Raw genomic sequence first — 13,219 nt, 5'->3', positions numbered from 1 at the left:
CCCGGGCAGACGGCGTTGACGGTGATCCCGGTGGGGGCGAGTTCGTTGCCGAGGGCCTTGATGAAGCCGACGACGCCGTGCTTGGAGGCGGAGTAGGGGGCGCCGAGGACGACGCCCTGCTTGCCCGCGGTGGAGGCGATGTTGATGATCCGGCCCCGGCCGCGGTCCTGCATGCCGCCGTTCCTGAGGACCTCTCGGGTCAGCCGGAAGACGCTGGTGAGGTTGGTGGCGATGACGTCGTCCCACAGTTCGTCGGTGAGGTCGGCGGTGGGGCCGCCGCCGCTGCGGCCGGCGTTGTTGACGAGGATGCCGATCGGGCCGAAGGCTTCGACGGCGGCCGCGACGAGGGCCTTGACCGAGTCGGGGTCGCGGACGTCGGCGACGGCGCCGGCCGCTTCCAGGCCCTCGTCGAGCAGGTCCGTCACCGTCTCCTTGGCCTGCTGCTCGGTCCGGGCGCAGAGGAAGACCCGGTGACCGCGGCGGGCGAGGTCGCGCACCACGGCCAGTCCGATCCCGCTGGTGCCGCCGGTGACGAGGGCCACCGTGCTGGTCTGTGTCGTCATGGGTCTACCTCCGTCAAGGGCATGGATGCGTCCGACTTTTTCCCGGCGCGCTCGAAGGCTGGCCGAGCGGCGCTTGAGGGAAGGCCTCCGTGGCGCGGCCGCGGAGCCTTGCTCGACATTCACTCGATTCCTGCTGCACGCTCCGTCGAATTGCTTTCCGGGATATTCCTGGCGGTTGTCGGGGCGGCTTCCCGCCCCCTGAAGATTGCGAAAGGCCCGGGGGCTGAAGACTTTTTACGAAAGGAATGAGATGAGCGGTCAGACAGATGCCGTGCGCCGGATGATCCAGGCGTACAACACGGGGAACACCGACGACGTGGCGGAGTACATCCACCCGGACTACCTCAATCCGGCCTCGATGGAGCACATGGACCTGCGCGGTCCCGATTCCTTCGCCATGGCCGTCAAGTGGCTGCGGATGACGTTCTCGGAGGAGGCCCGGCTGGAGGAGGTGCAGCTGGAGGAGCGCGGGGAGTGGGTGCGCGCCTATCTCGTCCTGTACGGCCGCCACGTGGGCGACCTCGTCGGCATGGCCGCTACCGGCCCGGGTCTTCTCCGGCGAGCAGATCCACCTGATCCGCTTCGTCGACGGCAAGATCCGCGACCACCGGGACTGGCCGGACTACCAGGGCACGTACCGGCAGCTCGGCTCTCCGTGGCCGCAGCCGCGCGGCTGGAGGGACTGAGCCGTGTTCCTGGTCACCGGAGCCACCGGCAAGGTCGGCCGTGAGGCCGTCGACCAGCTGCTCGCGCTGGGCCACCCGGTCCGCGCGCTGAGCCGCAGCCCGCAGGAGGCGGGCCTGCCCCAGGGTGTGGAGGTGGTGGCGGGCAGCCCCGCCGACCCCGTCTCGCTCGCGGCCGCCTTCGACGGGGTCACGGCAGCCCTGGTGGTGCTGTCCGGCGACGTCGGCGGTGAGGCGGCAAACGTGGCGGCCGCCGCCCGCGCGGCCGGCACCTCCCGGATCGTGCTGCTGTCCTCCGCCGGCGTCGAGCACCCGATGCCGCACGGCATCGCGCAGGAGCACCGGGCGGCCGAGGTGGTGATCGAGGAGTCCGGGGTGCCGTGGACGTTCCTGCGGCCGGGCCCGTTCCACGCCAACACCTCCTGGTGGATCCCTGCGGTCCGTGAGACCGGCTCGGTGCGCTGCTGGATCGGCAACAACCCCGGTGCTCCGATCGACGAGTACGACATCGCCTCGGTCGCGGTGGTCGCGCTCACGCGGGACGGCCACCTCGGCAAGTCGTACCTGCTCACCGGTCCGGAGACGCTGACCTTCGAGGAGCAGGCCCGGATCCTGGGCGACGTGCTGGGACGGGAGCTGGAGTTCTCGGTGGCGCCGCCCGAGGAGGTGGTGGAGGTGTTCACCAGGATCACCGGGGACCGCCCGGCCGCCGAGACCAACGGGGCGGCCCTGCGCAGCCCCGGGGTGCCGTGGGCCTGGCCCACCGGTGCGGTGCGAGACCTCACCGGGTGCGAGCCGCGCCCCTAGCGCCGGTGGGCCGTGGAGAACGCGGCCCTGTTCGGCTGAGCAGTTCCGGCGATACGCATCCGAAGGGGATGGTCAGATGAGCAGGATCCTGGCGACCGGGGCGACCGGTCTGCAGGGCGGGGCGGTGGCCCGGGAGCTGGTCCGCCGCGGCCGGCCGGTGGCGGCGCCGGTGCGGGACCCGGCCTCACAGCGGGCGCGGGCGCTCGCGGACCTGGGCGTGGAGCTGGTCCGCGGCGACCTGGACGACGAGTCCTCGCTGCGGTCGGCGCTGGAGGGTTTCCACGGCCTGTTCGCGTGCAGAACTTCATGACCCCGGCCGGGCTGGGTGGCGAGGTCCGCCAGGGCCGGGCGCTCGCGCGGCCGCGAAGGCGGTGGGGACCGGTCATGTGGTGTACACGTCGGTGGGTGGCGCGGAGCGGGAGAGCGGGGTCCCGCACTTCGACTCCAAGCGGGGCATCGAGCGGTACCTGGAGGGCACGGGTGGGCCGCTGACGGTGCTGCGCCCGACGTTCTTCATGGACGATTTCGCCGCCCACGGGCCTGAGCGGGTGGACGGCACGCTGGTGGTGCGGCTGGCGCTGAAGCCCGACACCCGGGTGCAGTTCATCGCGGTCGACGACATCGGCTGGTTCGCCGCCGAGGCCTTCGACCGGCCGGAGGCGTACGTGGGGCGGGCGGTGGAGATCGCGGGCGATGCCCTGACCGCGACGCAGATCGCGGAGGCGTTCTCGGCCCGCTCGGGGCTGCCGGCCCGGTTCGAGGAGCTGCCGCTGGACGCGGTGGCGAACAACCCGTACATCCCCAACGCCCCTTGACATCGTCCTGATGTTCGAGTGGTTCCAGGGTCACGGGTACCAGGCGGACATCAAGGCGCTGCGGGCCGTGCATCCGGGGCTGCGGTCCTTCGCGGCGTACCTCGAGGGCATCCCCGTGCCCGCGGTCTGACGGCCGGACGACGGCCGCGGCGGGCGACGCCTGTCGACGTGCGCGCGAGCAGGACTCCAGTGACGGTCGCGACGGTGGGAAGGCCGTCGCGCGCACCGGCCGCCCGGCGGAAGGTGCGCGAGGCGCACAACCGGCACGGAACGCGAGACGAAAGCGAGGCAGCCTTGGCAACCCCCACCCGGCACCGGCCCTCATCCAGCGTCGGCGAGCCCGAAGAAGCGTTCGGGAAGGAGGAGCCGCCGCCCGGGCCCCCGGCCGCGGCGGCACGCGCGCCGTTCCGGCTGTGTACCAGGGGGCGGAAGCCGACCCTCGCCCTGCACATCCTGTCGTCGGTCGGCTGGCTGGACCTGTCCCTGTCGATGGCCACGCTCGCGCTCATCGGCTACCTCACCTCGGGCCCCGGGGTGGCCGAGGGCGCGTACTACGCGATGTGCATCTTCGACGAGAGCACCGTCTCGCTGGTCAGCCTGGTCTGCGGGGTCACCGGCGTGCTGCTGGGATGCGGGACGCCGTGGGGCCTGCTGCGCCACTGGTGGCTGCTGGTGAAGTGGGTCCTCAGCCTGGGCAGCGCGGCGTTCGCCTGGGTGTACACCCATCCGCTGGTGCTGACCGCCGCCGAGAAGGCGGCCGCGGCCGAGAACGGCGTCCACCGGCCCGGCCCGGAGGGGACGCTGCTCGCCTGGACCGTGCCGCCGGTCTTCGGTGTGCTGGTGTTCGTGGGCGTCATCTCGGTCTACAAGCCTTGGGGGCGTACCCGCCGGGGGCGCCGGTACGCGCAGGCACTCGCGGCTGCTCCTGCCCCGTCCTCCGGCCCCGGCTCCGGCTCGGGCCGAGGGCCGGCCCGGTCCGGGCCGGTGACGTCCAGGTGACCGTCGAGGCCGTCGACCGGCCGGCCGAGGGCGTCGTGGGCCTGCGGCTGGTTCCCGTCTCCGGGGTGGCCACCGAGCCGTGGCGGCCGGGCGCGCACATCGACCTCGTCCTGCCCTCGGGGAAGGTGCGCCAGTACTCGCTGCACGGCGACCCCACGGACGGCTCGGCGTATCACGTGGCGGTGCTGCAGGACCCGCAGGGCAGGGGCGGCTCGGTCGAGGTCCACGGCCTGTCCGTGGGCGACCGCGTCACCGTGCGCGGTCCGCGCAACCACTTCCCGCTGGCCGGCGCCCCCGCCTTCCTGTTCGTGGCGGGCGGCATCGGGATCGTCCCCTTCCTGCCCATGATCGAGGAGGCCAGGCGGCGGGGCACCCCCTGGCGGCTGCTGTACGTGGGCCACAGCCGCGCCTCCATGGCGTTCCTGCCACGGCTGGAGCGCTACGGCCCGGAGCGGGTCTTCGTGTACCCGCGCGATGTGACCGGCCGTCCCGACCTCGCCGCGTACCTGTGGGCGGCACCGGCGGGCACGGCGGTGTTCTGCTGCGGCCCGGACGGGCTGATGCGGGCCGTCGAGGAGCTGATGGACACCGCCTGTCCCCAAGGGGTGCTGCACCTGGAGCGGTTCGCGGCTGCCGCGGATGCGGCCGCGGGCGAGAACCTGCCGTTCGAGGTCGAACTCGGCAGCACCGGTGCGGTGGTGGGCGTGCGGGCCGACCAGTCGGCGCTGGACGCCCTCCGGCAGGAGGCACCCGCACTCACCGCCTCCTGCGAGGACGGCCTGTGCGGCAGCTGCGTGCTGCGCGTGCTGCGCGTGCTGCAGGGTACCCCCGACCACCGCGACCACGTGCTCTCCCCCGCCGAGCGCGGGCGTACGGACGTGATGTACCCGTGCGTCTCGCGGGCCCGCGGCGGCCGGATCGTGGTGGACCTGTAGCGTGCGGGCCCGGGACGGACCCTCGTCCGTCCGGGGCCCGCCGGTTCAGCCGTCGAGCAGCTCGGCGAGGACCTCGGCCGGGTCGTGGTGCGGTGCGGCGGCCGGCCACCACCGGCCGTCCTGCTGCCGGTACGGGTACCAGCGGCCGTCGCGGCCGTAGCGGAGCTGAAGCCCTGTGCCGGCCAGCGTCCAGCGGTTGTCGCGCACCTCCAGCTCGGGGAGCTCGTTGTGCTCCCAGCCCGCGGTGAGCGCGGTGCGGGCCCGGGCGATGTCCGCTTGCGGCGGCGTCCAGGCCTCCTCCAGCACGTCCAGCCCGGCGCTGCCGCCCAGCCGCCACGCCTCGGCGGCGCGGTCCAGCTGCTGCGGGCTGCCGCAGGCCTCCCGCAGGCGGGCCAGGACCTGCGCGCCGGGCCGGGTCGCCGCGATCCGTACGCAGTCCCGCCACAGGTCGAGCGGCGCCGACGGCTCGGCGGTGAAACCGTGGGTGTAGGCGAGCAGTTCACGGGCGCGCACGGCCGCGGTGGTGACCAGCTGCTCCAAGGGGTCGGCTCCCACCCCGGTGGCGGAGGCGTCCTGCCCGGGGGGCGGTCCGGGCAGCGGCGGCAGCTCGGGGAGCGGCGCCGGCGCACGGCCGAACACCTCCTCGGCGGGGGTGCCGTCCGGCAGCTGCACGGCGGCGGCCCGCGTCTCCTCCTGCTGCGCTTCGTCGTTCGCCGCGCCGTCGTCGGCGTCGTCCTCGTCCTCGTCCTCGTCCTCGTCCCCGAGGCCGCCGATGATCGCCTGCATCAGCAGGACGGACCGGAGTTCCTCCTGTGCCTCCTGCGCGCCGCGCCCCCGCAGCAGGAGCAGCAGCATCGCGTCCTCGTCCAGCAGCCAGGACGCCTGGTAGCAGAGCGCGGCCGCGTGCTTGCAGGGGTGGTCGAAGGCGTCGCAGTCGCAGTCCGCCTCCAGGTCGCCGTAGCCGGGCAGCAGCCGCACCCGTGCGTCCTCGGCGGCTTCCAGCAGGTCGGGGGGCAGTTCACCGGCGAGGAGTTCCTCGACCACATCCGGCCGTTCGGCGGTCTTCTCCCAGAGCGACTCCCAGTCGTCCTCGTCGAGTTGCTCCAGGGTGAGCACCGTCTTGAAGGGGGTGTCGTCTTCGTAGCCGGTGGTGGAGATGCGTCCGGGGCTGACCGTGATCGGTCCGAGCCGGCCGGTGCGCGCGTAGGCCCGGCCCTTCTTCAGCGCGTCCTCCTCCAGGGAGGTGTCCTCCAGTGCGTCGGCCCAGGCCTTGCCCCACCAGGACTGGCCGCGTGCCCGGCTGCCCCGTCGTGCGGCGAAGGCCGGGAAGCCCCGTGCGCCCGTCTCGTCCCCGCTCATCCCGCGCTCCTCAGCTCGACCAGGTTGGCCAGCTCGTCGTTGGTCAGTTCGGTCAGTGCCTGCTCCCCGGAGCCCAGTACGGCGTCCGCCAGGTTCTTCTTCGCTTCGAGCAGGGCGGCGATGCGGTCCTCGACGGTGCCCTCGGCGATCATCCGGTGCACCTGGACGGTGCGGGTCTGGCCGATGCGGTAGGCGCGGTCGGTGGCCTGGGCCTCGACCGCCGGGTTCCACCAGCGGTCGTAGTGCACGACGTGGTCGGCGCGGGTGAGGTTGAGTCCGGTGCCGGCGGCCTTGAGGGAAAGCAGGAAGACGGGCACCTCCCCGTCCTGGAACCGGCGGACCATCTCCTCGCGGCGTGGCACCGGGGTGCCTCCGTGGAGCAGCAGCGTGGGGACGCCGCGCTCGCGCAGGTGGGCCTCCAGCAGCCGCGCCATGGTGACGTACTGGGTGAAGACCAGGGCGGCTCCGTCCTCGGAGGTGATGGTGTCCAGCAGTTCGTCGAGGAGTTCCAGCTTGCCGGAACGGCCGGCCAGCCGGGTGCCGTCGGTCTCCTTGAGGAACTGTGCGGGGTGGTTGCAGATCTGCTTCAGGCCGGTGAGCAGCTTGAGCACCAGACCGCTTCGGGCGATGCCCTCGGTGGCCTTGATCTGCGCCATGATCTCGCGGACGTGGGTCTCGTACAGGGTGCGCTGTTCGGGGGTGAGGGGGACCGGGCGGTCCGTCTCGGTCTTGGGCGGGAGTTCGGGGGCGATGCCGGGGTCCGACTTCTTGCGGCGCAGGAGGAACGGGCGGACCAGTTCGGCCAGTCGCTGTGCGGTGGAGCCGTACTCCCCCTCCTCGCCCGGGGGTGGTCCGAACTCGGCGCGTTCCTTGTGTTCGGCTTCGATGGCGGCGATCCAGCGGCTGCGGAAGTGGCCGTGGCTGCCGAGGAGTCCGGGGGTGGTCCAGTCCAGGACGGCCCAGAGTTCGGAGAGGTTGTTCTCGACCGGGGTGCCGGTCAGGGCGATCCTGGCGTCGGCGGGGATGAGCCGCAGCGCCTTCGCGGTGCTGGAGTGCGGGTTCTTGACGTGCTGGGCCTCGTCGGCGACGACCATGCTCCAGCGGTGTGCGCCGAGCCGCTCGGCGTCCAGGCGCATGGTGCCGTAGGTGGTCAGGACGAAGCCGGAGTCGGCGCCGGCCAGGGTGCGGCCGGGGCCGTGGTAGCGGCGGACGGGTGTACCGGGGGCGAACCTGCCGACCTCGCGCTGCCAGTTGCCCAGCAGGGAGGCGGGGCAGACGACGAGGGTGGGGCCGGCGCTGTCGGGCTGCTCCTGGCGCAGCAGGTGCAGCGAGATCAGCTGGATGGTCTTGCCCAGGCCCATGTCGTCGGCGAGGCAGCCGCCGAGGCCGAGTGAGGTGAGGCGGTGCATCCAGCGCAGGCCGCGCAGCTGGTAGTCGCGCAGGGTGGCCGCGAGCGCGGCGGGCTGCTCGGCCGTTTCGGTGCCGTCGTCGGGTTCGGTCAGGCGCCGGCGCAGGGCGAGCAGCCAGGTGCTGGGCGCGACGCGTACCTGCTTGCCGCCAATCTCGGTGTATCCGGTGAGGGCGACGGCGAGCGCCTCGATGGGGTTGAGCGGCTTGAGGTCGCGTTCGCGGGCCTTGCGGGCGATGTCGGAGCCGATGAGGACCCAGTTCCCGCGCAGCAGGGCCAGCGGCTGCTCGGCGGCGGCGATCTCGGCCGTCTCCTGTTCGGTGAGGGCCGCTCCGTCGAGGTCGAGCTGCCAGCGCACGTCGACGGTGCCGTCGCCGCCGAAGAAGGAGCGCATGTCGGCGGGCGGTCTGCGTTCGCCGCCGACGACGACGCGGGTGGTGAGGGAACGGGCGGCGTTTTCGGGCCAGAGCACCTCGATGTCGTGGGCGGCGAGCCGGCCGGTGGTGTCGCCGAGCAGGTCCTGGACCTCGCGGGCGGTGAGTTCGAGGGTGGAGGGCACCGGCAGCAGGCGGGCCAGGGGCGGCCAGATGTCGGCGGCCCGTCGTACGGCGAGGACGGTGTCGGCCTGGGCCCGCGGTCCGAGCCCGGCGGCCTCGGCCGAGGCGAACAGTTCGTCGGCGTCGGAGCCGAGGGTCGGGTCGGCCCGGCTGGAGACCTGGGGGACGAGGCGCACGGCGGGCGGCTGGCCGTCGCCTGCGGGTACCAGGTCCAGGCGCAGGGCCAGCCGTACGCCCGAGTCGATGCCGGCGGAGATCTCCTCGGCCCAGGCGCGCAGTTGGGGGATGTGCTGGGGTTCGACGGCGGCGAAGGCCAGGCGGCCGGCCGCGGCGGGGGCGGCGGCGGTGCGCGGCAGGGTGTCGGCGACCGCGTCGACGAAGGAGCGCAGCAGGGTGGCGGCGTCGGGCAGCAGCAGCGGGCCGCCCGGCGGTACGGGCAGGGGGACGGCGAGCGCCTCGGCCGGTGCCGCGGCGGCCAGTGCGCGGATGCGCTGGATGTCCTGCGGGGTGAGCGGGCCGGCGCGCCAGGTGTCGTGGCCGGTGGCGGAGACTCCGGGGAGCAGCCGTTCACGGGCGGCGAGATGCAGGCCGAGGGCGGTCGCTGCGCCCCAGAACGCGGCGGACGGGCTGGGGGTGATGCCGGCGGTGGCGTCGGCGGTCGTTTCGGTGTGGAGCCGGCGGGCCAGGGTGAGGGCGGGCAGTGCCTCGGCGACGGTCAGCCGCAGGACGGGGCAGCGGCGTACCGTGAGGGTGGCGCCGTCGGTGGTGACCAGATCTGCTTCACCGGCTTCGCCGACTTCGCCGAGGGACGACGGTGCGGCGGGGTCGTGGCCGGCGGGGGCGCCGGGGTAGCGGAAGGCGAGCTTTCCGGTGCGCGCCGGATCGCCCGCCTCGAAGACCACCGCGCACTGCGCCAGCAGGCCTGCCTGCTCACGCGACATCCACACCATATTCTGTTCCGCCCCCTGGTTCGGCAGTCCGGTCAACGTCCGCCGTACACACGGCGCTTGGTCCAGTCCTGCGCATAGGCGTACCACGCGGGCGCGGTGCGGTGCATGTTGAGGCTGTGCCCGGTGGCCGGAATGAGGAGGGTTTCCAGCCGGGCCTGGGGCCCGTACAGGGGTGCGGCGGCGGCCTTCAGGGCGGCTGGGGTGGAGCAGTCGGCGCCCTGGCCGCCGCAGATGAGTCTGTCGTTCTGGCCGACGACGACGAGGACGGGATCGCGGATTCGCCCGTTGAGGGAGATGTCGCCGTAGGCCGGGTCGGTGGGGTAGACGCTGGGTTCGGTGGTGAGTTCGTCGCGCAGCATGACGTGCGGTTCGGTGGTGCGGCGGTCGTAGAACCAGTCGGTCTTGGCGCCGGTCCGCAGGGCGAGGTAGCCGTCGTCGAGGCGGCGCCAGGCCAGCAGCGGGTGCTGTCCGGCGGGCATGTACAGGTGGAACATCTCCTCGAACGCCGTCAGGTTGGGCGGGGCGCCCTCGCCGGTGAGGATGAGTCCGTCGACGGCGTCGGGGTGCTTGACGGCGACCATGCGGGCCACCGTCGCGCCGAAGGAGTGGCCGACCAGGTCGACCTTGCGGTAGCCGCGGTCGCGAGGGTGCGGATGAGCTGGAGGGTGACCCACTCGTGGGTGGTCTCGGTGAAGCGGGAGCTGTGCGGGGCGGAGCTGGCGCCGGTGCCCAGCCGGTCGGACGCCAGCGTGGCGTGTCCGGCCCGGGTGGCGGACTCCACGTAGGTGGGGCTGCCGGTGCGGGCGCGCACGCTCCAGTAGTCCCGGTCGTAGGTGCCGCCGTGCACGAGCAGTTGGACGGTGCCGGCGCGGGTGCCGCGCGGGGTGCAGAGGGTGCCGGCGATGCGCTGGTCGGCGGGGGTGTCCTCGGCGGGGGCACGCGGGAGGTGAACGGTGTGCAGTTCGCCCCGGCCGGCTTGCCGGGGTGGGCGGGCGGTGCGGTGGATGCGGTCGCGGGGATGGTGGTCAGGGACAGCAGAAGCGCGGCCGCGGCGGCTGCTGCCAGGGCTCGGGGGCGCAGGGCCATCTGGTTCCTCGTCCGGGACATCGGCCTGGCCGTCCGGCCGCGTCACCTGCGGGTGGGGTACGAGCCCGCGGCGCTCAGCATCGACGTCACGTGCACGCAGATCGAGCGGCGGGGCGGGAACCTGGCCCGTCTGCGCCTGGAGGCGGTCTTCCGCCGCGACGGCGACGTCGTCGCGACGGGCGGCGGGTCCTTCTCGTGCCTGGCGCCGCAGGTCTACCGGCGGGTGCGCGGCGCGCGTGTGCTCGCCCGTGACTGCCGCCGGCTCGCACCGATCAGCGCGGCGGCCCCGCGAAGCGTGGGGCGCGTGTCGCCCATGGACGTGGTCCTGTCCCCCACCGGCGAGCACAACCGCTGGCTGCTGCGGACCGACACCCGGCATCCCGTCCTCTTCGAGCACGCGGTCGACCACGTGCCGGGCATGGTCCTGATCGAGGCGGCCCGCCAGGCCACCGCATCGGCACTGGGACGCCCCCGCTATCTCCCCCTCGGCATCACCGGCGAGTTCACGCGCTACACCGAGCTGGCCACACCCTGCGCGATCCAGGCCCGCCGGCTGCCCGGCGCCGCTCCCGCAGGGCAGGAGACCGTCCTGGTGACCGCTGTCCAGGACGGCGCCCAGGTTTTCGCCTGCACGGTGACCGCGGGACCGCACGAGCCCTGACCGCCGTCCCGCATCCGCGACATCCGCCAGATGCGCAAGGCGGCCCGGACGGCCCCGGCCGTGCGCGCCGCACCCGTTGCAGGGATACGTCCCCCGGTCCCCGGTCCCTGGCCGTGCCGCGGGCCGCCGAGCCGGCCAGGAGTCGGCGGGGACGCGGCGGGCCGCTCCCGCTCCCGCGGCCCTGGCGGCGCCGGTGGACGAGCAGCACGGGTTCGTTCCCTTCGTCACCTGGCCCTTTTCCCGGCCGGTCAGCAGCGGGGTCGGCCACCCGCCGTAAAGTACGGACTGGGCGGTTTCTTCGAGTCTTCGGCGCCCGACGACCCTGAGGAGGGAGGAGGCAGCGTGGCTGAGCAGGTCCGAGCCATCCGCACACGCCGGACGATCCTTTCGGCGGCGGCCAAGATCTTCGAGGAACACGGGTACCAAGCGGCCACGATCTCCCAGATCCTCAAGGAGGCGAGGACGACCAAGGGCGCCCTGTACTTCCACTTCATGTCGAAGGAGGACCTGGCCCAGGCCGTACTCGCCGAGCAGGACCACAGGATCATGGTGCCGCCCCGCATCTCCAAGGTGCAGGAGATCACGGACGCCGTGATGCTGCACGCCCATCGCCTGCAGACCGACCCGATGGTCCGCGCCGGGGTCCGGCTGACGATGGACCAGATGGCGCAGGGCCTGGACCGCAGCGGTCCGTTCCTGCGCTGGGCGGAGGTCGGCCGCAGACTGCTGCAGGAGGCACAGGTGCGGGGCGAACTGCTCCCCCACGCCGTGCCCGCCGAGACGGCCGACGTCATCGTGGGCTCGTTCGCCGGCATCCAGTCCATGTCCCAGGCCGTCTGCGAGTACCGCGACCTGCCCGGCAGGGTCTCCGCGATGATGCGGCACGTGCTGCCCAGCGCGGTGGCCCCCTCCATCCTCGCCTCGCTCGACCTCTCCGAGAGCCGGGGAGCCAGGGTCTACGCCGAGGCCCTGGAAGCGGCCGAGGCAGGGGAAGCGGCCGTGACCGCCGGCTGACCGCAACCACCGGGAGACCGTGACCACCGGCCGGGACGGGACGGGACGCCGTCAAGGACGCCCGGGCGGGGCGTCCTTGGCGAAGTACACCGACAGCGCCTCCTGAAGGCCGCAGCCGCCCGATGTCCACGCCAGGTAGCCGTCGGGCCGTACCAGCACCGCCTCGTACGGCACGCCGGGCACGGCCCGGGCGCGGACCACCTTCAAGGTCCCGGCCCACGCGCGCGCCTGGTCGCGGTGGCCGCTGTCCTCCTCACCGAAGAGCAGCAGCAGGGGCTTGCCCTCCTGCAGCAGCTGGATCGCGTCCCGCTCGCCCGCCGCCGTGGCGAGTACCACGTTGTCAAGGAACGTCCCTGCCGCCGGACCGGGACCCGCGGTGTGCTCCGGCAGGACCGTGTCCTGGGCGCTGATCATGCTGCCGAGCCGCTGCCCGCTCTCGCGGCCGGCCGCCATCAGGCCGGCGAACACCGTCCGCAGCGCGTCGAGTTCGCATCCCGGCCGCATCAGCGTCAGCTGGGCCTGCGTGTTGTCGATGACCCGCCGGGCCACCGGCCGGCGCTCCGCGTCGTAGGTGTCCAGCAGCCCCGCACCCGCCGCTCCGCGCACCGCCAGCGCCAGCTTCCAGCCCAGGTTGAGCGCGTCCAGCACTCCGGTGCTCAGGCCCTGCCCGCCGATCGGGAAGTGCACGTGCGCCGCGTCCCCCGCCAGGAAGACACGTCCCGCACGGAAGGTGCCGGCCAGCCGGGTGAAGTCGCTGAACCTGCCCACCCAGCGCGCATCGCGCATCGCGATGTCCCGTCCGGCCAGCCAGGACACCTCCCCGCGCAGCTCCTCCAGAGTCGGCGGCACGGACCGGTCGGGGTGCGCCCCGGCGCAGTTGAGCGTGCGGGTGTGCGTCCTGCCCCCGGCTCGCGCTTGCAGGCGATCCAGCCGCGGGCGGTCCGCTGCCAGCCCTCGGCCAGCGCGTGCGGATCCGTGAGCGTCACCGCCCCCGTCAGCGCGGACACCGTCGCCGCCCGGGTCTCGCAGGGAATACGCGCCCGGGCCCGCACCGTGCTGCGGGCCCCGTCGGCGCCCACCACGTACCGGACGAGGCAGACAGCCGGCACACCGCGAGGACCGACGGCCTCGACCCGCACACCGCCGTCCCCCTCGACGATCTCACTCACCCGGTAACCGCGCAGGACCCGCGCCCCCGCCGCCCGGGCCCGCCTCTCGAAGTGCCGCTCGAGCTCCGCCTGAGGGCATCTCAGGATCGGCTCCGGCTCCCGGTCCGGAGCCGTGCACGGCACACCGTGCCCGACCCGGCATCGGCACCCCCTGTGCCCGACCCGGCACCGCACACCCGTGCAGGGCCGGCCGCCGGCCCTGCACGGGTGTGC

The 13,219-nt window shown here is 73.6% G+C and carries 13 protein-coding genes and 1 pseudogene; 8 read left to right on the top strand and 6 right to left on the bottom strand.

The features are described 5' to 3' along the window. The coding region (locus CCN42_RS25330) for an SDR family NAD(P)-dependent oxidoreductase (RefSeq protein ID WP_086739077.1) at positions 1–563 on the bottom strand (563 nt) is incomplete at its 3' end. A 250-nt stretch (positions 564–813) separates the two neighbouring features. On the opposite strand from CCN42_RS25330, the gene CCN42_RS46205 reads away from it, so the two are divergent. From CCN42_RS46205 to CCN42_RS25305, 6 genes are all read left to right on the top strand, one after another. Beyond that, a complete protein-coding gene (locus tag CCN42_RS46205; RefSeq protein WP_422641187.1) occupies positions 814–1,293 on the top strand; it encodes an ester cyclase in 480 nt (159 codons plus the stop codon). Next, positions 1,253–2,053, top strand: a complete 801-nt coding sequence (locus CCN42_RS25320; RefSeq protein ID WP_086739075.1) for an SDR family oxidoreductase — start codon at positions 1,253–1,255, stop codon at positions 2,051–2,053. Before CCN42_RS46205 ends, CCN42_RS25320 begins: the two co-directional genes overlap by 41 nt. A 76-nt stretch (positions 2,054–2,129) precedes the next feature. Continuing rightward, entirely contained in the window at positions 2,130–2,363 is a 234-nt protein-coding gene (locus CCN42_RS45695; RefSeq protein WP_281259531.1) for an NmrA family NAD(P)-binding protein, read from the top strand. A gap of 76 nt (positions 2,364–2,439) precedes the next feature. Further along, positions 2,440–2,868 carry an NmrA family NAD(P)-binding protein gene (locus tag CCN42_RS45690; RefSeq protein ID WP_281259529.1) on the top strand — a complete coding sequence of 143 codons (429 nt, stop codon included), beginning with the start codon at positions 2,440–2,442 and terminating at the stop codon, positions 2,866–2,868. A gap of 294 nt (positions 2,869–3,162) precedes the next feature. Beyond that, complete coding sequence (locus CCN42_RS44745; protein WP_086739073.1) at positions 3,163–3,867, top strand: hypothetical protein; 705 nt, start codon at positions 3,163–3,165, stop codon at positions 3,865–3,867. Then, positions 3,864–4,802, top strand: coding sequence for a PDR/VanB family oxidoreductase (locus CCN42_RS25305; RefSeq protein WP_086739072.1), 939 nt, complete (start codon positions 3,864–3,866; stop codon positions 4,800–4,802). Before CCN42_RS44745 ends, CCN42_RS25305 begins: the two co-directional genes overlap by 4 nt. A 45-nt stretch (positions 4,803–4,847) precedes the next feature. On the opposite strand, the gene CCN42_RS25300 is transcribed toward CCN42_RS25305, so the two are convergent. The 3 genes from CCN42_RS25300 to CCN42_RS25290 are packed head-to-tail and all read right to left on the bottom strand — an operon-like array spanning position 4,848 to position 9,750. Continuing rightward, the gene (locus CCN42_RS25300; RefSeq protein WP_086739070.1) at positions 4,848–6,161 is read right to left on the bottom strand and encodes an SWIM zinc finger family protein; all 1,314 of its coding nucleotides are present in this window, start codon (positions 6,159–6,161) and stop codon (positions 4,848–4,850) included. Next, complete coding sequence (locus CCN42_RS25295; protein WP_211294793.1) at positions 6,158–9,076, bottom strand: DEAD/DEAH box helicase; 2,919 nt, start codon at positions 9,074–9,076, stop codon at positions 6,158–6,160. The genes CCN42_RS25300 and CCN42_RS25295 overlap by 4 nt, the downstream gene beginning before the upstream one ends. 32 nt (positions 9,077–9,108) lie before the next feature. Further along, positions 9,109–9,750 (bottom strand): alpha/beta fold hydrolase, encoded by a 642-nt coding sequence (locus CCN42_RS25290; protein WP_211294792.1) that lies wholly within the window; start codon positions 9,748–9,750, stop codon positions 9,109–9,111. A 167-nt stretch (positions 9,751–9,917) separates the two neighbouring features. Here CCN42_RS25290 and CCN42_RS25285 point away from each other — a divergent pair, with 167 nt between their 5' ends. Continuing rightward, the gene (locus tag CCN42_RS25285) at positions 9,918–10,823 is read left to right on the top strand and encodes a ScbA/BarX family gamma-butyrolactone biosynthesis protein (protein WP_245877449.1); all 906 of its coding nucleotides are present in this window, start codon (positions 9,918–9,920) and stop codon (positions 10,821–10,823) included. 342 nt (positions 10,824–11,165) lie between these two features. Continuing rightward, positions 11,166–11,837 carry a ScbR family autoregulator-binding transcription factor gene (locus CCN42_RS25280; RefSeq protein ID WP_086739067.1) on the top strand — a complete coding sequence of 224 codons (672 nt, stop codon included), beginning with the start codon at positions 11,166–11,168 and terminating at the stop codon, positions 11,835–11,837. 51 nt (positions 11,838–11,888) lie between these two features. On the opposite strand, the gene CCN42_RS45685 is transcribed toward CCN42_RS25280, so the two are convergent. Then, the gene (locus tag CCN42_RS45685) at positions 11,889–12,686 is read right to left on the bottom strand and encodes an FAD-dependent monooxygenase (RefSeq protein WP_281259528.1); all 798 of its coding nucleotides are present in this window, start codon (positions 12,684–12,686) and stop codon (positions 11,889–11,891) included. 86 nt (positions 12,687–12,772) lie between these two features. Beyond that, positions 12,773–13,129, bottom strand: a pseudogene (locus CCN42_RS45680) (FAD-dependent monooxygenase); the annotation flags it as partial. Between the last annotated feature and the right edge of the window lie 90 nt (positions 13,130–13,219).

Origin of the sequence: Streptomyces glaucescens, from assembly GCF_002154375.1 — a bacterium.
GTDB lineage: Bacteria > Actinomycetota > Actinomycetes > Streptomycetales > Streptomycetaceae > Streptomyces > Streptomyces glaucescens.
This window is presented reverse-complemented; position numbering and strand designations above follow the sequence as displayed.